Here is a 20,222-nt window from a genome sequence, read left to right as displayed (position 1 = left end):
ACATCTATAAAAATGCAAAAAAAAGGTTGGCAAGAAATCCTCTCACCAACCTACATATTCATTCAATCAAATCTAAACAATGAATCACAGATTTCACCGGATTAATCAAAACCCTTTACTAACACTTAAGCCAACAATACGAGGCTCTAATGTAAACACATTAGTAGTAAGACCTGAATCATCACTATTAGTGAACATATCAGTGATAGGCGCATCATCAAAAATATTCTTCACGTAGAGCTGCATATATAGATCAGAGTCAGGATTGCTGAGGCTAACTGAAGCATTGAGATTACTCCAAGCCTTCAAACGATCATACTCAGTATTATATACACGAGCATAACTTTCCGACTGGCGGTAGTAATCTGCTCGTAGAGTTAAATCCCAATTCTCAATAGGAATCGTATGTTCCACTCCGAAATTAACGGTGAAACGTGGTGCGTTGGGCAACTCATTTCCACTTAAATCAGCAGCAAAACCACGCCCCCCATTAGGTGCATCGGTTAGCGGGTTGTAGGGATCAACTCCATAATTGATATCATGGCGCAATGCATCCGAGACTTCGATTTCTGGAGAGAATGAACCATACTGGGCGGAGCCCGCACAAAGCGACCAAATAGCGAAAATATTAGGCGCAGCCATAACCGCTTCAACTAAATCCACAGGTGCAATACAGTTAGACGGCACCTGGATGCTAGGACGAACCAGTACCCAATCTTCATTGCCCTGAGTACGATCCATCACGTCAACAGATTCCTCTCCATCTGCAATTCGGGTTTTAAGGTACCCTAAATTCATATCTATTCGTGTTGCATCTGTAAGCTGCCAAGCCAGCTCAAGCTCAAGCCCCATAGTTTCCGCATCAAAATTCTCATTGAGAGAAATTCTGTCAACAATTTGAGAGACTTGATAGTCGGTATAATCGTAGTAAAAGGCACTAGCATTAAGCGATAAGCTACCATCGAAAAGAATGTTCTTACTGCCAAACTCAATTGCGTTGACAAACTCCGGCTCAAAAGAATCTTCCAGGGGCTGAAACTGTACTATTGCTGGATCAACCTCGGCTCGGGGAGGGTTAGTACCACCACCTTTATAGCCGTGGGCAAAGGACATATAGAGCATAGTTTCATCCGTAAAGGGCAGATCCGTTCTCCAGTCCAAAACTGCACGCCCGGTGTACTCCTTCCAGTTCTGAGTAGCCGGATCACCTTCCGGATAGCCTCGATGGACAAGCCCCCCGGAGACTTCACCGGAGGAGACTTCCCCCGTTACCGGATCATAAAAAGTACCTAACAACAGCTGACTGGGTACTGGAGTAGAGCGCTTTCGATCATTTGTATAGCGAAGGCCAGTAGTTAGCTTTACATCATCATTAATTTGCCAATAAGTTTCACCAAATAATGCCCAAGAATTAACTTCCACCAAATTTCGGCTCAAGAAATAGTTATGTCCTTCCTCATCAATGTTTTCTATCGAATTAGGGTCAACATAAATACAATCTGAACCAACATTTACTTCTGGATCAGTACAGTTTTGAAATAGTAAGTTGAAATTTTCATCGCGGTCGGCATTATATAGATATTGCGCCACCATACTAAATATATTATTGAATACAAAATAGTCATCTTGGGTTTTAAAGTCTAAATAGTTTGTGCCCACTGAAAAATTCCAAGGACCATCGAAGGATGTCTGCAATCGGAATTCCTGGCTCCACTGTTTATTATCTGATCGACTAATATCAACCGCCAACAGTCCTTCAGAGGGTCCCAACTGTGGATCAGTAAAAACTCCCCCCGGTGTAGGTTCTAAATTACCCCCATCATTAAAGATGGGATCTGAAACATAACGATTATAATCTTGGGATGAATAGTAATCGTCCTTAGCATAAGTCGACTGAGAGTAAAATGTGATAGAGTCTGTCAGGCCCCATTCGAAGTTCAGTTGCACTAAGTCATTCTCTGCGCGGAATACCGGATCATAACTGGTTTCAATTTTACGAAGATCACGTGACTGCGTTGAATTCGCATAAGGGTCAGTAAACCAGTCAATAACCTGGCCATAGCTCGTGACAATTAACCCGGTAGCCAAAACGCTCGCAAAACCCTGGGCATTGGGTGCGCTGTAAGCGTCATCACTATAAATCGAGCTGGGCAGACAACCCTGACTAAAAAACACTGGCGTAAAGCCTGTTAGTTCAGTATCACCAATATGTGTTCGGCCCGGATCTTTTGTACAAAGTTGCTTACCCGTGCGCGAGCGTCGATCATCTTCTTCAAAGTGCTGCCATATTAAATTGGCACTAAAGGATTCACTGGGCTCCCACTCAAAGATTGCACGAGTAGAATATAGATCGCGGTCATTAACATCGTTACCGGTATAAGTGTTGTAATCAAAACCATCACGCTTTGTCATGGCTCCGGAGAAACGCAACGCCATGGTCTCCCCCAATGGCATGTTAAGCATTCCGCTGGCGCGCTTAGTATTATAATTGCCCACCTCCGCCTTGATCTCAGAGGCAAACTCATCTCCAGGCATAATTGGCAACATATTAACTACGCCAGCTGTCGCGTTGCGGCCATAAAGTGTACCTTGGGGACCACGCAAGACTTCAACCCGTTGCACATCAAAGAACTCTTGCTCAAATAATCGATTGCGAATTAAAGGAGTATTGTTGAAGCTCACAGCAACCGCCGGGTCTGAAGCAGCAGAAACAGCTTTAGTGCCTATACCGCGAATAGAGAAGTTATAAGTGCTGAAGTTGGATTTAGAAAAATTGGCATTTGGGACAGCTCGTAGCAACTCTTCCCCCCGCTCAATTTTAAGGTCATCCATACTGTCACCACTGAGTGCAGATACTGCAATGGGCACATCTTGAATACTCTCTTCAATCTTCTGCGCAGTAACCGTGATCTCCTCAATCACCTGTCTTGAGTGTTTACCTTCTTCACTCTCCTGGGCACTGGAAATGGTAGGAACAACTGCAAATGCCAAGGAGGCAACAATGGCGCAGTACCAGGGAGTAATTTGGCATGAATATCCAGATTGGTAAATCGCTTGTGCAATCAATGTTTTCTTTTTGACAGGTTTCATCATCACACTACGTCTCTCTTTATTGTCGGTATTATTGGGTTATTGACCTGATATAAACCTATTTCAGGGTCAACAACATTTAAGACGCGAGAGCTAAAAGAAAGGGGGGATAAAAAATAAACTTGATTTTTTGAGGGTTAAAGCAGAATTATTAGCTAAATATTTCGAAATCCGCAACAGTTAGAACTAAAAAGCCAAACCTCTGGCGTAGCGCTAGCAGAATCACTCACCAAAAAATTTCTAGTTGAGCTTGTTGTCTCGTTAGACATCTACTCGAAAAAAGGTCACAACCTACAGCACAATATGACCTATTTTGCGCCATCAAGGAGCTTCCTCTGCCACCTGCCTAACCTTGGTCAAAGCACGCTGTATTAACTCTTTAACCGAATCCTTAGAGATTCCCATTTGCTCCGCAATTGCTTGATAAGTCATTCCCTCAAAGCGATGATAGCGAAAAGCTGTACCAGCTCTTGGCGGCAATCCTAAAATAGCTTCCAGAACTCGGGTATAAGCCTGTATTCCCATCACCGTCCGTTCCGGACTAATCATGTAAGGGATATCGACTTTGTGATCAATAGAGTCATGTAACCCTCCACACCTAGACTTTTGACGCCTACCATGACTAATCAAAAGATTTCTTGCCATGGCATAAATGTAAATTCTTGGGTTTTCGATTTGCCCTCCATACTTTTTGATACGAATATATAACTGAATAAAAACCTCCTGAACTAGATCATCAACATCAGATAGATTAACTCGGGAAGAAAAGTAACGTTTTAAATCCAATCCATACTCACCAACCCACTGCGTCACATCATCCTGATAAAAGTTTTCCATTTTTCTAGTAAACCATCTCGTGTGACCGACCGGTTTCCCTGAGCTTCTGGAAAATTTTGCAATACTTAGTACAACTTACAGAGGCTCTCTAGAGACAATGAACAAAACAAACCATCGATCAATTATTTTTTGGTCAAATTATTTTTGTAGTACAAAACCAGCCTTATTTTCAAAATCGAGTATCAACTAGCTAAACCAATATAAGTCTTTAGTTTTACTAAAGTTAACTTCCCCTAAAAACACAGAGAGTAGACAAAAAACATACGATAAACGACCACCTCCAGTGACTGGAAAAAAGTAACGCCTAAATTACAAGCATAGAGAGGTATTACTATGAACTTCAGCGCCTAAAGGCTAATCAAATCGTAGACTATTAACCTTCAAAAGGAGGGAAAATAAAAGAGGGGAAAATGGAACAAGTACTTGGATAATTGTAGATATGAAAAAGTTACATTACGAAATATAAAAATAGAATTACTTACTTCTTCCGTTTTTGTAGTAGTAAAGTAGATTTTTACACTTCCACAGAAACATTGAGAGCTTCATACTCTTTATCTTATTACAAAAAAAATTGCTATCTTTTGAATAAATCTTATGCGAACAGTTTTCAAGATGAATCATTTCTATATGCTAGAGTACTTTCCTGACTTTTTGTTCACGCCGGCATAGTCGCAACTGGGAAAGAAAATGACACTTTCGTTTATAGAGCCTGTCAAGCCACTATACAAAAAGTACAAGCGTTTTACCCGTGCTAAAGCCCTGAGAGGGCCCTAAGCAACCTTGTTTTGCACTCTCAGCCTTTGTTCAGCCCCTTCACTTTCAGTGAACGCAGACATCTCACCGTTCCAAATTCCTCGAAGCAGCAGCCTGGAGTTAAAGATCCTATCAGTACTAGGTCCTATTCACTTTACGTTAAGTTACCTAAGAGTTACGAAAGTACCCTCGACTAACGATATCCTTTAGTGCTTATGACAGATGCAGACTCAGCCTTTCAGGCCACTTCAGGTACAACTCAAGTGCCGATGGATTTTGGCAAATTGCAGGAAGTCATTTTAGTTGGACTATCTTACTCAAAAGGGTCAAAAATCATGCCAGCCGTATTCGGGACTTTACCCCCATCAGCGATAAAAACTGGAAATATTTAACTGGCAAGGCCTATGAGTATGCCACTTTTATTCATGACGTCATTTTGCCCCTCCTAGCAAGATCACATCGCCTATCTGACAGTGGACACACGTTTATAGGGCACTCTCTAGGCGGGCTATTTGGCATATATATGTTGCTTACCAGGCTAAGCAGCTTTGATAACTATATACTCAGCAGTCTATCGGTGTGGCACGATCGTGCAAGAATCTTTAATATGAAAGCTACTTTCAGCTCTAATCACCGAAAGGTGTTTATTGGAGTTGGTGCCATAGAAACTCCAGAAAAAAGCCAAATTCGCAACGACATGGTAAGGGGAGCGAGGCAGCCCCAAAGAAAATTAGTCATTGAAGAAGGCTAGAGATAAGCCCCCGACTGCTCATTATTCCAGAAGCAAATCATGGCACTTCATTTCCAACTACTGCCATTTAGGACTTGGCTTGCTATACAGAACGAGAATGTAAGAGCAATAATAATATGAACTACTAGATGACAGTTTTATCAATACAAAGGTCTTTTATATCAACGATATACAACCACTAAAATTTATAAAAATCTCATAGGCGTGATGAACAAACCAAAGATAAAAAGGCTATCCTTATTGTTATAGCTGGCATTTTTTCATTGACACTATAGCCTCACTTTACCAAAGCTATTATCTAGGGATGATGAATTTCAAATCGCCATACGATTCGCTCTCAGACACCCTACTTCAGGTAAAATATCTACATCAGAGGCGCCCCATGAATCTGAGCATAATGATTTTATATAACAACCCATAATACCTGAACACTTGCCACCCCAGGCGTAGAACCATTTTTTAGTTATTTTAGAGCAAGAGCTTAATTGCTAAATAGTGAATTTAAGGAAAGCTAGCTTTCATAGAGTTGCAATATTGCCTGTCATTGATTATAACCTTGCACGGACCCCATAAGCCCATTAGTACTGGGGTTTAAACATCCACCTACTATTTTTCGGACTTCTGTCTGACAGCCTAATTAAACCGAAATCCCTAGTGAGAGGTTAATAGCTTATATTACCGATATTCACGGGGTATCTATATCGAGAAAAGCCCCATGAGCTCTCGAATAAACTTTTTATCCACTTGAAAATAAGAGCCCAATCTAAAACAATAACATTCGCCTAAGTTCGACAATAAGGAAGTATCGAAACAATGAAAAATAATGCCAAAAAAGCACATCTTTTCGCTCCGCTAATAATAATGCTATCACTGAGCCCTGTCAGCGGATCAGCAAAGTCCATTAACAATGAAAAACCGCACACCTTTACTACATGGAGCAAACAAACTGCAGAGGGCTATCAAGGCTTTATTGAAGTACCAGAAGATCGCACTAAGAAAGATAGCCGTAATATCACCCTCCAATATGTAAGGTTTCCTGCAACAGGAAAGAAAGTGGGCCCACCAATAATCTACCTGGCAGGCGGCCCTGGTGGCTCAGGAATTACGGCCGTTAACTATCGCTTTGATATGTTTATGGCGTTGCGACAATTTGGTGATGTTATCGCATTAGATCAACGTGGTAGCGGCCGTTCCAATGACCTTCCCAATTGTGAATCCAAGCAAATTGTACCTTCCCTTGAACCAATCACCGATACCCAGTATATCAACTACCACCGCAAAGCCCTAAAAGAGTGCTTACATTTTTGGGAGCTTACTGGTGTAAACCTAAATGCCTATAATACTCTCGAAAATGCCCGAGATCTTGATGCCATACGGAGCCATTTGGGTGCAGAGAAAATAGTATTGTGGGGAACATCTTATGGAAGCCATCTCTCTTTGGCAGCGGTAAAGGAGATCGAAGGTTCTATTGATAAGCTAATTTTATCCAGTGCAGAGGGTTTGGACCAAACCATCAAGCTGCCCGCCCGAACAGATTACTATCTAAACCGTCTACAACAGGCAATCAATCAGCAACCCGCAGCAAAAAAAGCCTATCCAGATATTAAAGCACTTATAAGCCGAGTCCATAAAAAACTTGAGTCACAACCATTGAAAATTAAAATCCCTCAACGGGATGGCAGGGAAGTCGAATCCCTCCTACAGCGTAGGGATATGCAACAACTAGCCTCGGCATTCATTGCGGACCCTAAAAGTGTCAGCCATCTACTCAGGTTTTATCGCGATTTGGACCAAGGAGCTACATTAAGTTTCGACAAGGTGCCCAGACGTTACTTCCCCGATGAATTTCTGCAACCAGGCATACCCATATCCCTGCGCCCGATGCCTACGGCGATGGATATAGCCTCTGGAATTGATATGAAGCGTAAAGCACAGGTTGTTGAGCAGGCACAAAAATCTCTACTGAAAGACTACCTAAATTTCTCTCTGCACTACGATAATTTGGCGCCAGAGTTAGACCTTGGGGATAAATTTCGGGAAAAGCCAGTCAGCAATATTCCGGTATTACTATTTAGCGGGACCTTGGACGGAAGAACTTATCTGGAAGGTCAATATGAAGCCATTTCAGGGTTCAAAAACGCCACTAAAGTAACAGTCGAAAATGCAGGGCATAATTTATTAATGGCTTCTCCTGAAGTCCAGGATGCGATAAACCTATTTATGGAAGGGCAGCCTATCCCGAATACCCATATCGTAGCCAAACTACCCAACTTAGCTCCATAACCAGTATCCGCCGATCGATAGCTGCGCTGTTAGGGTAAAAGACTCTTCCGCAGCTTTCTCCCTTTTTCGCATCCAACAAACCCTCACATTACCCTTGTCCTAGAAGCAACTGGAGGCTGGGGGATGACCAATATCACCGACGAAGTCCATCGTGGTGCCATCTGTGACCTCAGGGCGTTGCAGCAACCTGGTCTCGACACCTTTAAACGTTACATTCGCGGCAGCTTACCCGGGCCCCCTTTTTGGCGACTAACGGGTATGACTCCCACCGAGGCCGGCCTTGGTAAGGCCACCTATTCTATGCCTATTACGCCGTGGCTAGCTGATGGGACCGGGATCTATTGGGGGGGGATCTATGCCATGTTTGCAGACGCCCCCTTGGCCTCCGCAATATGGACAACCTTGCCCGCTGGTAAAGTCTTGAGCACATCAGAATTAAATATGTGCTTTATTCGACCCATCACTAGCAGTACACAAAATATTGTTGGTAGAGCTACGACCGTTCATTCGGGCAACCAGGTGGGGCTCTCCAGTATTCAGATTAACGATCAGGAGGGGAGAACCCTCGCTTTCGGTAGCACTCGCTGCCTTATTGCCGACTTTCCAGTCAACCCAGATCAGGAGCTTCCAATTCCCGACCTAGGACCAACAGATACACCTGACCCTTATCTTCGCCCTCCTCCAAAAACGTTCTTTTGCGACATGGCACACTTACCGGAGCAAGTCCCTATCGAATTGCAGAGAACCACGATTAGTGAGGGGCGAACTCACCCTATCTGGATGCTCACAGGTTACCGCGCAATAGAGGTTGAAAATGGTCGCTGTATCTCGACTATGCCCTCCTCTCCCTGGTTCTCCAATGGGACCCTTTCTATATATGGTGGACTTTTGGCATGGGCCGCAGATTTCACCATGGGAGGCGCGGTCTACTCCACACTGCCTGCAGGATCTATATTCGCTACTCTGGACATGCATATCCGCTTTGCTCGCCCAGCCAAGCTCAACAGTGGCGACTTGATTCTGGAGGCGCAGGTACTCCACCGCGGCCGGCAGCTGAGGGTATCCTCTTGCAACATTGATACTCCCAGTGGCAAGCGGGTGGCTATTGCTACTGGCTCAGCCCTGGTAATTCCAGGGGGCGCTCAAATGCTGAGTGACGGCAAGGAACCCGATGAAATCATCGCAACTGCTACCTCCGGTAAGCCTTGGACACCATAAAAATCTTTAGCGGTAGTTGGACCATCTTCAGGTAAAATACCCTCACAAACTATCAACCCATATGGTTGGTGAAAATTTGATCAGGCATACCTGTAAAGGCTGCCGAAACTTTAGACTTTCACGGGGAAGAGACTATGGCCTCATTGCAAGACCAACTACTCCAAGCAGGACTTGTCGATAAAAAGAAAGCCAAACAAATCAGCAAAGATAAACGGAAGCAACAGAAAGTTGCGAAGAAGTCTTCACAACCCCAGATTGATGAAACAAAGCTAGCAGCACAAAAGGCTCAAGCAGAGAAAGCCGCTCGTGATCGCGCCCTCAATGCTGAGCGCGATGCGGCTGCACAGCAGAAAGCTATTGCCGCGCAAATCAAGCAATTGGTGGAAAAAAATCGCCAACCTTATTCTGGTGAAATTACTTATAACTTCACTTTCGACAAAAAAATCAAAACCATCTATGTCAGCGAAGAATTAAGGGATCACTTGATTGCGGGGCGCCTGATGATTGTTGTCCAGGGAGAACAATTTGAGTTGGTTCCACGGGTTATTGCCGAGAAAATTGCGGAGCGCAATAGCGATATCGTAATCAGGCCTGCTGAAAGTTCAGCAGTGGTAGATGAAGATGATCCCTATGCAGACTTTCAGATCCCCGATGATCTTATGTGGTAAGCAGTCAAATGGAAAAAGCTGTTACTCAGGCGGTAGAACAATGGCTTACTGATGTGGTTGTCGGTCTCAACCTCTGCCCTTTCGCACGCAAACCTCTGCGTGCAGGGCAAATTCGACTCAAGGTGAGTCCTGCCACAGGAGACGAGGCGCTACTCAGTGATCTATTGTCGGAATTACGTCGGCTCGATACCACTTCGGAATCTGAATTGCTTACCACCTTATTGATTATCCCTAATCACCTAGGGAAATTCAGCGACTACAACCAGTTCCTGGATTTAGCAGAGTGGTTACTGGAACGCAACGACTATGCAGGCACCTATCAATTAGCCAGCTTCCACCCAGATTATCAATTTGCTGACACTGCAGCCGCCGATGCGGAAAACCTAACTAATCGCGCACCCTATCCTATCTTACACCTGCTGAGAGAAGAAAACCTGGAAAAAATGATTGATCTATATCCAGATCCAGAGAGTATTCCAGAAAATAATATCCGTCGTATGGAATCATTAAGCCATGAGGAAAAACTAAAATTATTTCCCTACTTATTTCTTCAGGGCAACAAGAAATAATGAAGCCTCTGGCAGAATTATTACGATTAAGGAAGCAGATCCGAGTTATCGGTTTTGATGACGCCCCTTTTGAAAAACGAAGGGGCGCGCCGGTAAAAGTAAGCGGTATTGTCTGCACCAAAACTCGCTTTGAGGGAATGCTTTGGGGGCAGGTAAGCAAAGATGGGATGGAAGCTACCGAAACACTTGCCACACTGTTGAAAGAAAGTAAATTCTACAGCCAGGTAAATGTCGTATTGACCGATGGAGTAGCAGTAGGTGGTTTCAATATTATTGATCTACCCAAGCTAGCCGATATCTTACAACGCCCTTGTATCGCGTTAATGCGAAAACTACCAGACATTCAAGCCATTGATAAGGCGCTGCAAAATTTTCCTGACTATCTACTGCGTAAAGAAACCCTGATGAAAGCTGGGAGTATCCATAACTACAATAACTTCCATTTTCAAGTGCAGGGATGTGAACCGGAGATTGCTGCCCAGGTGTTAGAGCAAGCCACCGACACTGGGTATGTCCCTGAAGCTCTACGTTTAGCCCATATGATTGGCGCAGCAGTAATGACCGGACAAAGTGGCAAACGCGCATAACTCCAATAGCATAACAGATCTACCATTTGTCGCGGGCAGCTATAGCTCTTCTTTTACCGCGAAAATTATTATATTGCCCACAAATCCTGATATACCCACCTTAAACCTTTTGCCAACCCCACCGGGAAAGTGGAATAGTGGTCCGTACCGCTCACCACCTCTCCACTAAGCTTTAATCCACGATAATTACGCGACTGTAATTTAGCAAGAAATCTCTTATGCCCATCTACCATATCATTACGCATGTGGCTCTTTTGTATTGTCTCCAAAGCGCCAGTGGCAATATAGACGTTTACAGGCAGTGTGTTGTTATGGCTTGCATATTTATTCTCCAAATCAAAGATCATTTCATCCTTAAACCAAAGAGAAGGACTTGTCAGGATATAAGTGGAAAACAACTGTGGATTGGTAAGTAATACCCAAGCACCAAAAGATCCACCCAATGAATGACCTGAAAGAATCCTACGTGTGGGATCCCCCCTAAAACTCCCCTCAATAAAGGGCATTACTTCTTTTTCAATAAACTGTAAGTACTTACTGGCTCCACCAGTTGTATAACGCTTCCACCCACTATCGACTACGGGCGTGAGATCTCGAACTCGACTATACTGCCCGTTTTCTCCGTGAGCGAATGAAATAGCAACTACGATGGCTTTATCCATATCCTTAAAGTGTGTAACACCCGAGGCAACCTTAAATGTATGAGGCCCATCATTAAGGTAAATTATCGGGTAGGTCTTATTTTTATTGTCATCGTTCGAGTAACCTGATGGTAACTTCACGTACAAGTCGTATTTGCGTTTGAGAATATCAGAGTCAACTGTGTATATTTTAGATCCACTTAACTCAAAAGATTCAGAAACCTTAGTAATGAGGGGCTTTGCGATTAGTGAATTAGACAGCACCAGAATGGCTATCAGCAGAATAGCTCTAATCATATTTAACCTAGTTTAATTTTATACTCAATATTGCTTTAAGAAAAAATTCGCTACCAACAAAAATGTAAGTCAGTTAAACCCTGAATATAATAAGGTGAGAGAGAAATAAAAAAGATAAAAAAGCTTAATTATGAATCAAACTGATTTTGTTGAGCGTACTTTATCAATTCATCTTGAATCTTTTGAACCTGTTGAGAAAATTGATTTAAAGAATCTCCTACCAGCCCCTTACTAATAGGGAGGTCAAGCCTTAATGGATCAACAGCCGTACCATTTTTATGAATCTCATAGTGCAAGTGACGCCCCTGCACACGACCTGTAGCGCCAAGGTAACCGATTACCTGCCCTTGTTTTACTCTTCCCCCTTTACTAATTCCTTTCGCGTACCCCTTAAGGTGCGCATAAATAGTCTTTATCCCGGAGCCATGGCGAATACGAATATAGTTGCCGAAGCTACCAAAATAAGAAGCTCGCTCAATAATACCATCACCTGCAGCCAATATCGGCGTGCCCAAAGGGGCTCCAAAGTCCAAACCTTTATGTACTCGGGTATACCCTAGGACTGGGTGCTTGCGGCGCCCAAAATAAGATGACAACCTTGCATTCTCTAACGGAGTACGCATTAGAAACCCTCTAGAGCCTTGGCCATCAGGGTAAAAATAATCCACCCCCTGAGGTCCCTCAGTAGAAAACCGATATAAACTTATCTTTTCTCCACTAAGAATAAGCTCAGCAAATAAAATTCTATTTAGTTTTTCCTTTCCAGTTTGGCTATTGAACAAGGTATCATAGAAAACAGAGAATTGATCACCTGCTCGAATCTGCCGTTGAAAATCTACGGAATAACTAAATATTTCATTTAGTTTTGTGAGCACAGAATTAGATAGGCCAGACTCTTTTCCACTTTGGTATAAACTGCCCGAAATTTCACCTTTAACGTAGTATTTCCTGGCATCGACAGGAGATTCAAATTGATTAGCTCTATAATAGTCTCCATGTCTAACCAACTCCAAACTCTCTGCAAAGCCAACAACCAAGGTAAGCTTATTAAGCTTTCCAGTGGTATCTATTGTTAAGTTAAATTCCTTACCAACTGGTAGGATGCTGACATTGACATGTTCCGACAAAGCCTGAATTATTTTATACGCTTCTGCACGATCGACTCCACTATCCACCAATAGTGATAAAACCCCTTGGTTTTTAGCTAGTTGAACTTTTTTTATGCGCTCTAGATATTCTTCCTCAATTCTATATGGAGGGGCCACCTCCCTACGCTGCATCCCTTCATCTTGATGTACCAAGGATAGATCATTGAGTAGGGGCAATGTAAAAGATAAATCATATTGCACCGATTTAACATTGGAATGGTTTTCCAATAACGGCCCTGCTATCGCCAGTGATTGAATCGACAAAAGAACCAGCAACAAAGCCATCCTCCAGATATCGATCAGAAAGAAAATAGTTAATCGCCTCACAGGTAACCCTACTTTTCTTAAGTAATAAATCACACTCCCCCCTTACTTCGCAAGCAAAGTGTCTGGGTTGATTCGCTTGCCTTCTTTGATAAGTTCAAAGTGAAGATGTGGTCCTGTTACACGCCCTGATATACCCACAGTTCCTATCGCCTGGCCGGCACGTACTGACTGCCCTGCCTCAACCTCCCGCTCATTTAAATGGGAGTACAGAGTTTTCGTATTATTACCATGATCAATAATTATGATTTTCCCATAATTTTTATGCTTATAATCATCAGTAGAGACTATTACAACACCACTTTCAGCTGAAACCACCGGAGTACCAATCGGTGCCGCAAAGTCAGTACCTTCATGGGGTTTTTTGCGAATTTTACTGAAATCACCAAAAGGGCTACTAATACGGGCACTCTCAACCGGGACTGTCAATTTGGTAATCTCCACTGAAGCCATTGTTAATCCCGGTTTTAACAGTAGCCCTCCGAGTATTAAAATGGTTGAAAAACTGCAGAACAACATAGCGCGTAAATAGACACCTAATTCGCCATTATTAGCCCCCGCCCTTGAGGCTTCCATAATATTCAAAAGTCTGCGTCGGAAAAAAGGAGCCTGACTCGTACCACCAGAGAAAGAGAAAGCTACAACCCAGTCACTTGTTCTTTTTGAAGAGTTCCGTCGAAGAGTGTCAATCATTGCTTGTGCATAAACACGGTGCAATTCTCGCTTACATGACTTTAGAACTTCGCGATCGCACCCCAACTCTATCGCCCAGCTGAATCGAGACTTCATCCAACCTAAGAAGGGATTGAACCATAGGATGCAAGTAAATATATGCACAATCAGAATCAACAAGGGGTCAAGCCTTTTCAAGTGCATAATCTCATGCTCAATGATTAGATGACGCTCCGTTTCATTCATTGATAAAATATAGGAGGGAAGCACCAATTTACGACTGAATAGCTGCATCACAAATGGTGTAATCGTTGAGTGCGTTATAAACACCTGAGTTTTACTTCTGATTAGAAAATCACTTTGAGATGAAGTAAAGAACTGGTCAAATTTAGCAACAGAAAGCTTATTATTTGCTATTAAGCTCAATTTCTTTCCATAGAAAAACTGACTCACTACCACTTTAGATAAGGTAAAAAACACCCCGCACAGATATATAAGCAACCAAAGAAAAGCCAGTAATTCAACAGAACTCAAAGAGGTAGACACATACTCATGCAGAACTACGTTAATTGGTGGTATAGAGGTAGCCTCATAAGCTGGCGGTAATTCAAAATTCAGATCCGGAGCAATACCCAACGTTAACTGGTCGCTCAATTGTGCAAGAAAAAATGGGGAACCGGCAGCGACCATTGAACACAACCAGAAACTTCGCCAATGGTATATCGCATTAAAGCTGTCTTTATTTCTAGCTGTTGCCAGCCAAATAACAATAAAAACCAACCCCGCCCACAATATTGAGAAGAAAGAAGTAGCTAGAAAATCCAGTGCAAATGGTAGAACTGTAGAGACTATCTCGGCCATAGCCTATTCACCATCCTTGTTGACCAGCTCAGAGTCAGGCCAGGAATCGAGCACTGCCTGAAGCTCCTCGATATCCTTATCACTCATTAACTTACTGCCGGCAAACATCGACACAGGAAGGGGGCCATCAAGCTCTAATACTCTTTCAGCGAAATCTTTTGCATATGACGCCAGAGTTTCCACCTTTTCAATCGCAGGGCTATAAACATGGATTCCATGGATCTCAGATTGAGTCACAAATGATTTATCCCGCATCCGGTCTAGTGTCTTTCGAGTAGAGGAGTATGACCAACCCAATTCAGGTCCCACCCGGTCATGCAACTCTCTGGCACTCAGCGGTTCTTGCCTCCAAAGGGCTTTCAACAGCGCAAGTTCTGATGGGGACGGTTTTACCTTTTTCATTTTATCTTCCCATGTGACAGTCAGGGCTAGTGTGCGACAAGTGTCGCATTCGGTCAACCGCCCTGCAGGGAAACTTGTTAGGTTATTTTTTATACAGCCAGGATCGTAAACAGTTCTTGCCGGCTGGCAAAAAGTTAAAAGCTATCGATAGACCAATCGATTTTGATCAGTTTAAGCACCAACCAATATAAGGTTTGAAAGCGCTTGCAACCAACTCAACGTCTCAGGGCTTGCTGCACCAGCGCCAAGCAAAGCCCCAATCCAAAGATATAAGTGCCTACGGCACCCAAGAAGCGCATTGGGTTAGGCTTTGCCATAGTGGAGGGAAATAAGATGCCTGCAACAAAAAGAAATCGACAAGCGGTCAGCAGAATAACAAACCACCAAACCCAGGTAGAAGACTGCCCTAAGCTCACTAAGTAAATAAGTACCATCAAAAGGGGAGCATATTCGGTTGTATTTGCATGGGCCCTTACCCATTTGTGCAGGGTATTATCGGGGTCGAAAGAATGCCCAACTAAAACCTCATACTTACCGCGCCCAACAGTAACCAAGGCGCCGAGCAGAAGGGATAATGCCGCTAAGAGCCCAATACACAAATAGTAAACATTCATAGAAATCTCCATTTTCTATGTTATTTGTACAGGGAGGGCATTTTAAGCCTCGCCTCCCCGCCCTAGTTGTTCACACTATATAAGCATCGTTTTCAGCTACATTTTAAAGAATCACAGCAGTATCTCTGGAGCCTGTCGCGAACAATGCAACCAGAGAAAACTGTGAAAAACCTTGATCAGTAGATAGATACTCTTTACACCAAAACCTAAGTTCATCCGACCATTTAACCAAAGCCTGCTGCCTCTTCGGCTCAGCATCATATTGGGAAGCCAGTCCAGCAAAGTGACAGTGCACAACTACTTTAGAGTCATTGCTTCGGCTATCATCAACTACAGATACCGTCATAGAAGCAGATACAGACTCCCAACTAATCAGGAAGTACAGAGAAGTATCACTTACATTTTCATCAAGCTTGGAAATTGCGAGCTGTAATACCTCGGAAAGGTCCTGATAAATATCATCATTCGCCAAGGCAGTACTTTCCGATCGGTGTAACTCATGCTCCGTAGCAGTTTTATTTTCACCACCAAAGAGGCATGTCGACTTTTCTATCTGCCAAGCCAATCTCATAAACCCTCCAAATACATCAAGACTGAACAAAGAAATATTCTACGAGATTTATGAGTAGAGCACACTTCATCCCCTCCCAGCCTGCATACTCTTCTCCATATTCAAGCTCAAAGTAAGGCAATTCCCCTTGAAAATACACCAAGAATTGACCTCAAATGACAACTCTACTACTTTGCGTCGGGGCGCTCTGATACACGCATGGTAATATCGGCATGAAATACTTCCTCTCCATTAGTATCAATAACGCTCACAGGCATAACAACATCGCCAGCCTCAATGGTTTTAAACCCTGGATACTCACAAACGGCTCGTAGATTAGTCTTCGCCATCTTTAAGTACTTGACTTCCATCCCTACTGGTATCCAGCGAAAGCGTCGATCCAAAGACACATCCAAACAAACACCGCCAGCTAATTCAGCGGCGTTACACATAGCGATAGCATGTACAGTACCGATATGATTTGTCACGCTCCAACGCTTATTCAGTAAAACCTCCACTTTACCCGGTGATAATTCCAGGAAACGCGGCTTGATTGAACGAAAATACGGTGCCTTAAGTGCCACTAATTTAGACACCAGCCAGCGGCCCAATGCCGAGCCGCCAAATCGCCCCCAAAGATTAAGTACCGGGCTTTTAGAAGATTGATAGTCCATCTTACCTCTCCATCCTATACATCGAACCGCCACTCTATATGGGCGGTCTTAAGCTATTTAGGCCACTATATATCAACTTCCGGTAGTCCAGGATAATCAGATCTATCAGTTTTATTGACATAGGCTATTCCAAGTGCAGAAATGCCCAAGAGGAGGTTTGGTTCATAAGCGAGTGCAACTAATAAGGCTAGAGCTAATAATTTGTATTCCTAAAAAGCATATCCATTAATAGGTAAAGTAAGTATATCTGCAAGCTGAGAGGCATACTAAATGGCAATCGCTACTGCATACCTTGAAAGATTGTTTTTGATGTCCAAAAAATTCTCTCAGGCAATCTTTTATAGAAAAGCTTAGACTGAGTAGCTAATTATATGTCAATTAATACTGAAGATTAGATATCGGAAATTGTCAGGCCAGAAATCTTAGATTAAATTCTAACTATACTTCTCGCTGCAGCACCTGCTTTTCCCATTTCTAAGACATCTAACTTTCAATATATCCACCATAATTAAGGGTACATTATAAATTTTTCAGAAATTTAATATTGCGAAGGGTATGATCGCGACTCCCACAACGCACCAACAATATTAGATTCCCAGAATATCTACACCACTAAAGGGCTTCCGTTCATGGGTCTAATTTTATTTAGCCGCAAATCTATCACTATTTTTTCGCCACACCTATATATATCGGGATATGATTTTATGCTATATCACTTACCAATTGCTACCGGCCTGGCCCTAATAGAGACCGAGAAGCTCGCAGTCTACCGGTGAAAATTGGAGCTTCTAGTTAACACAACAAATTAATTCCTATTCATGGGAGCGACTCAATCAACCCTAGCAAGATTATATAATGGAGAGAATCAAGCTGTGTGAATTATCGAGTAAGAATAAAAAGCCAGCTAAAATATTTTTTCCCAGATGTAAATCTAGTGGAGGCATCTACAAAAGGAAAGACAAGCAAGAATTAGGTAAGAAGAACAAAAATCTCTAACAGAAAATGTTATTTATATTTGCATCCAAGGATAAAAATATCTTTTCTGAAAATGAGACAGCCCTACCGAATAGACTGTCCCATAAATTATTTCACGACAACTTTCGACGGTATTCCCTCGGCAACATACCCTTATTTCGGCGAAATGCCCTTCTAAGCTGCTCTTGAGACTTAAAACCACAGATAGTAGCTATACGCTCCTGAGTTAACGCTTGAGTTGCTAAAAGCTGGCAAACCTTTTCAATGCGAATTTTCTCAACGAATCGACCTGGAGTTACTCCCATATCCCGAGTAAAGCAGCGAGCAAAGTTTCTCGGGCTCATAGATGTCTTTTCCGCGAGACTATTAACGCATAAAGTTTTATCCAAATTACTATGAATCCATTGCACCAGCTCTAAAAAACGATCACTCTTTAACTGGCTCATAAGATAAGTGCTACTCTGTTTATGATCTCCATCTCTCTTGAGATATAAGACCATTAATTGAGCAACAGCTAAAGCAATACCCCGACCAAAATCATCCTCTACCATTGCCAAAGCCATATCAACCCCCGCACTAACACCTGCAGAAGTATATATATGATCATCTTTGACAAATACAGATTCTGAATCGACATCCACTTCTGGGAATCTCTTCAGCTGATCAATATATCTCCAATGGGTAGTGGCACGCCGACCATTTAGCAAACCTACTTTTGCGAGAATCAGAGCTCCATTGCCAATAGAGCCTATACGCTTAACTAAACCAGACTGAAGAGAAAGCCATCTACTCAAACATTCACTGATATTCAAATCATCAGCAGCATTAAGATTACCGCTCACAAGGAGAGTATGAATTCCTCTTGAATCAGTAAAACATCTATCTGAGCATATCCTTAAACCTGATGAGATTTCCTTGGTATCTCCATCTTCGGCTAAGAATTCAACCTCATACTGATCATCACAACTAAAGCCCCTATCCTTTAGCTGCTGATTTGCCAGCGAAAACACTTCTGCGGGCCCCATTACATCTAATGAGTGTGCCCCAGGGTAAAATACGATAGATACTTTCTTTTTACAGTTCATTTTAAATTACAGAATAAGCGTAAAACTATATACCAAACTCAAAAATCACTGTGCGGATTACTAACTTATTAAAAGAAACTTCAGGAATACTATCTTGGGTAGCCCAACCACCTCAGAGGAAGGTGAAAAAACGCCATAGCGGAAGCTGAATAAAACCTAAATAAAATCCAGATTAACTGGAAACACTACTAATAAGTTAATTCTTCACTTGATCTGAGTAATATACCAGGTGGCTACTACCCAATAGTGAGAATTGATCACACGATGATTCTTACCCCAATTAGAGACTACAGGCAAACACACTATCCATCAGCCATACTCTCATCATCCATATACATAAAAATGCTATTTAATAAGGCACCTTCAGAACCAATATCACAAACTGTTAATCCTGTATAATTAAGCAATCCTGACCCTAAGGTACCAGCTTTTTCTATTCTGTAAAGTAATAACGATATTTTTTTTCGGAATATATAGTCGTATATGAAACAGCCCTGCATCCTGCCAAATAAACTTTGATTGCGGCCAATAATTACAACAAAGAAACACTACCCAGCCACATCAACAGAAGAGCCGCTTCAAAGACCTAACGCCATTAAAGGAAAAAGATAATCATTCCTAATAAAAGGAGCTGTAAATATCTAAAGTCCTATTCATCTCAGCTAATATGAATTGATTCAAGGCAAGAAACAAAAGAAACTCACATTTATCGCCTAAAGCCTTCGCTCTATCGTATAACGACCTAAAAGCCCGCAAGAAGTGCACCGCCGTACCACTTACTTATTCGCTCATATGAGCATCAAAATATTGATGATCTCATAGAAATTTAAATAATTTATCGACTCAAATAACCTCAGGCTTAGCAAGCTCTCTAACATATTCTTACAGTCGGTTGGGTGCTGAGCCCCATAGCTGGGACTTTCGAGGGTTATTAAATATAGATAGGCTTCAGGCTACGCATGGTAATCTGCTACTTCCAGGGCGGATAAGCAATGACTACCGACAACCTTGGCAGGATAGCCAAGACTTCAGAAAGTGAGTTTTCATTATTTATGGAAAATAACACACTAAAGCTATTGCCCTTTATGTTGCCGAAAGCCCTATCTAGCAATTTAACCCGCATAGACTTATATAAGCTAAAAAGGACAGCAACTTGTCTTCATGTAAAGAAGCACTGAATATGATTTATCTCAAAATGCAATACTGCTGTAAAAACTTACGCA

At 42.5% G+C, this 20,222-nt stretch carries 16 protein-coding genes; 6 read left to right on the top strand and 10 right to left on the bottom strand.

Translation table 11 applies throughout. The features are described 5' to 3' along the window. Positions 1-105: 105 nt before the first annotated feature. Both ACJJIL_RS06135 and ACJJIL_RS06130 read right to left on the bottom strand, forming a co-directional pair. A complete protein-coding gene (locus ACJJIL_RS06135) occupies positions 106-3,093 on the bottom strand; it encodes a TonB-dependent receptor (RefSeq protein WP_445361417.1) in 2,988 nt (995 codons plus the stop codon). 318 nt (positions 3,094-3,411) lie between these two features. Beyond that, a complete protein-coding gene (locus tag ACJJIL_RS06130; RefSeq protein ID WP_444907717.1) occupies positions 3,412-3,927 on the bottom strand; it encodes an RNA polymerase sigma factor in 516 nt (171 codons plus the stop codon). A gap of 952 nt (positions 3,928-4,879) precedes the next feature. Between ACJJIL_RS06130 and ACJJIL_RS06125 the strand changes: the two genes are divergently transcribed. The 6 genes from ACJJIL_RS06125 (at position 4,880) to ACJJIL_RS06100 (ending at position 10,756) form a co-directional block, all read left to right on the top strand. Continuing rightward, the gene (locus tag ACJJIL_RS06125; protein WP_445361988.1) at positions 4,880-5,431 is read left to right on the top strand and encodes an alpha/beta hydrolase-fold protein; all 552 of its coding nucleotides are present in this window, start codon (positions 4,880-4,882) and stop codon (positions 5,429-5,431) included. Between the two features lie 813 nt (positions 5,432-6,244). Then, positions 6,245-7,714, top strand: a complete 1,470-nt coding sequence (locus ACJJIL_RS06120; RefSeq protein WP_445361416.1) for an alpha/beta fold hydrolase — start codon at positions 6,245-6,247, stop codon at positions 7,712-7,714. Positions 7,715-7,837: 123 nt separating this feature from the next. Continuing rightward, positions 7,838-8,932: a PaaI family thioesterase gene (locus ACJJIL_RS06115; RefSeq protein WP_413662716.1), complete on the top strand. Its 1,095-nt coding sequence runs from the start codon at positions 7,838-7,840 to the stop codon at positions 8,930-8,932. A gap of 134 nt (positions 8,933-9,066) precedes the next feature. Then, positions 9,067-9,600, top strand: a complete 534-nt coding sequence (locus ACJJIL_RS06110; protein WP_413662717.1) for a DUF2058 domain-containing protein — start codon at positions 9,067-9,069, stop codon at positions 9,598-9,600. Between the two features lie 8 nt (positions 9,601-9,608). Beyond that, on the top strand, positions 9,609-10,169 hold the full coding sequence (locus ACJJIL_RS06105; RefSeq protein ID WP_445361415.1) for a DUF1415 domain-containing protein: 561 nt from the start codon (positions 9,609-9,611) through the stop codon (positions 10,167-10,169). Then, the gene (locus ACJJIL_RS06100; protein WP_445361414.1) at positions 10,169-10,756 is read left to right on the top strand and encodes an endonuclease dU; all 588 of its coding nucleotides are present in this window, start codon (positions 10,169-10,171) and stop codon (positions 10,754-10,756) included. Before ACJJIL_RS06105 ends, ACJJIL_RS06100 begins: the two co-directional genes overlap by 1 nt. A gap of 68 nt (positions 10,757-10,824) precedes the next feature. On the opposite strand, the gene ACJJIL_RS06095 is transcribed toward ACJJIL_RS06100, so the two are convergent. The 8 genes from ACJJIL_RS06095 to ACJJIL_RS06060 form a co-directional block, all read right to left on the bottom strand. Then, positions 10,825-11,694 (bottom strand): alpha/beta hydrolase, encoded by an 870-nt coding sequence (locus tag ACJJIL_RS06095; protein ID WP_444893253.1) that lies wholly within the window; start codon positions 11,692-11,694, stop codon positions 10,825-10,827. Between the two features lie 128 nt (positions 11,695-11,822). Beyond that, a complete protein-coding gene (locus tag ACJJIL_RS06090; protein WP_445361413.1) occupies positions 11,823-13,202 on the bottom strand; it encodes a M23 family metallopeptidase in 1,380 nt (459 codons plus the stop codon). 9 nt (positions 13,203-13,211) lie between these two features. Further along, positions 13,212-14,699, bottom strand: coding sequence for a M56 family metallopeptidase (locus ACJJIL_RS06085; RefSeq protein ID WP_445361412.1), 1,488 nt, complete (start codon positions 14,697-14,699; stop codon positions 13,212-13,214). Between the two features lie 3 nt (positions 14,700-14,702). Beyond that, positions 14,703-15,101: a BlaI/MecI/CopY family transcriptional regulator gene (locus ACJJIL_RS06080; RefSeq protein WP_445361411.1), complete on the bottom strand. Its 399-nt coding sequence runs from the start codon at positions 15,099-15,101 to the stop codon at positions 14,703-14,705. A gap of 215 nt (positions 15,102-15,316) precedes the next feature. Next, positions 15,317-15,715, bottom strand: coding sequence for an MAPEG family protein (locus ACJJIL_RS06075; protein WP_445361410.1), 399 nt, complete (start codon positions 15,713-15,715; stop codon positions 15,317-15,319). Between the two features lie 103 nt (positions 15,716-15,818). Then, on the bottom strand, positions 15,819-16,286 hold the full coding sequence (locus tag ACJJIL_RS06070) for a hypothetical protein (protein ID WP_413662725.1): 468 nt from the start codon (positions 16,284-16,286) through the stop codon (positions 15,819-15,821). A gap of 167 nt (positions 16,287-16,453) precedes the next feature. Beyond that, positions 16,454-16,939 carry a hotdog fold domain-containing protein gene (locus ACJJIL_RS06065; protein WP_444911193.1) on the bottom strand — a complete coding sequence of 162 codons (486 nt, stop codon included), beginning with the start codon at positions 16,937-16,939 and terminating at the stop codon, positions 16,454-16,456. A 1,088-nt stretch (positions 16,940-18,027) separates the two neighbouring features. Beyond that, entirely contained in the window at positions 18,028-18,999 is a 972-nt protein-coding gene (locus tag ACJJIL_RS06060) for a GlxA family transcriptional regulator (protein ID WP_413662727.1), read from the bottom strand. Positions 19,000-20,222 lie beyond the last annotated feature (1,223 nt).

It is taken from the genome of Microbulbifer maximicatervae (SeqCode), assembly GCF_052468095.1.
The sequence above is the reverse complement of the archived record's forward strand: the minus strand, read 5'-3'. Positions and strand labels throughout refer to the sequence as shown.

Bases quoted from the DNA above. Each gene is read 5' to 3' on its own strand.
- ACJJIL_RS06105 (WP_445361415.1), top strand. From the start codon at position 9,609: ATGGAAAAAGCTGTTACTCAGGCGGTAGAACAATGGCTTACTGATGTG.
- ACJJIL_RS06080 (WP_445361411.1), bottom strand. From the start codon at position 15,101: ATGAAAAAGGTAAAACCGTCCCCATCAGAACTTGCGCTGTTGAAAGCC.
- ACJJIL_RS06065 (WP_444911193.1), bottom strand. From the start codon at position 16,939: ATGGACTATCAATCTTCTAAAAGCCCGGTACTTAATCTTTGGGGGCGA.
- ACJJIL_RS06115 (WP_413662716.1), top strand. From the start codon at position 7,838: ATGACCAATATCACCGACGAAGTCCATCGTGGTGCCATCTGTGACCTC.
- ACJJIL_RS06110 (WP_413662717.1), top strand. From the start codon at position 9,067: ATGGCCTCATTGCAAGACCAACTACTCCAAGCAGGACTTGTCGATAAA.
- ACJJIL_RS06085 (WP_445361412.1), bottom strand. From the start codon at position 14,699: ATGGCCGAGATAGTCTCTACAGTTCTACCATTTGCACTGGATTTTCTA.
- ACJJIL_RS06075 (WP_445361410.1), bottom strand. From the start codon at position 15,715: ATGAATGTTTACTATTTGTGTATTGGGCTCTTAGCGGCATTATCCCTT.
- ACJJIL_RS06100 (WP_445361414.1), top strand. From the start codon at position 10,169: ATGAAGCCTCTGGCAGAATTATTACGATTAAGGAAGCAGATCCGAGTT.
- ACJJIL_RS06130 (WP_444907717.1), bottom strand. From the start codon at position 3,927: ATGGAAAACTTTTATCAGGATGATGTGACGCAGTGGGTTGGTGAGTAT.
- ACJJIL_RS06135 (WP_445361417.1), bottom strand. From the start codon at position 3,093: ATGATGAAACCTGTCAAAAAGAAAACATTGATTGCACAAGCGATTTAC.
- ACJJIL_RS06070 (WP_413662725.1), bottom strand. From the start codon at position 16,286: ATGAGATTGGCTTGGCAGATAGAAAAGTCGACATGCCTCTTTGGTGGT.
- ACJJIL_RS06120 (WP_445361416.1), top strand. From the start codon at position 6,245: ATGAAAAATAATGCCAAAAAAGCACATCTTTTCGCTCCGCTAATAATA.
- ACJJIL_RS06095 (WP_444893253.1), bottom strand. From the start codon at position 11,694: ATGATTAGAGCTATTCTGCTGATAGCCATTCTGGTGCTGTCTAATTCA.
- ACJJIL_RS06060 (WP_413662727.1), bottom strand. From the start codon at position 18,999: ATGAACTGTAAAAAGAAAGTATCTATCGTATTTTACCCTGGGGCACAC.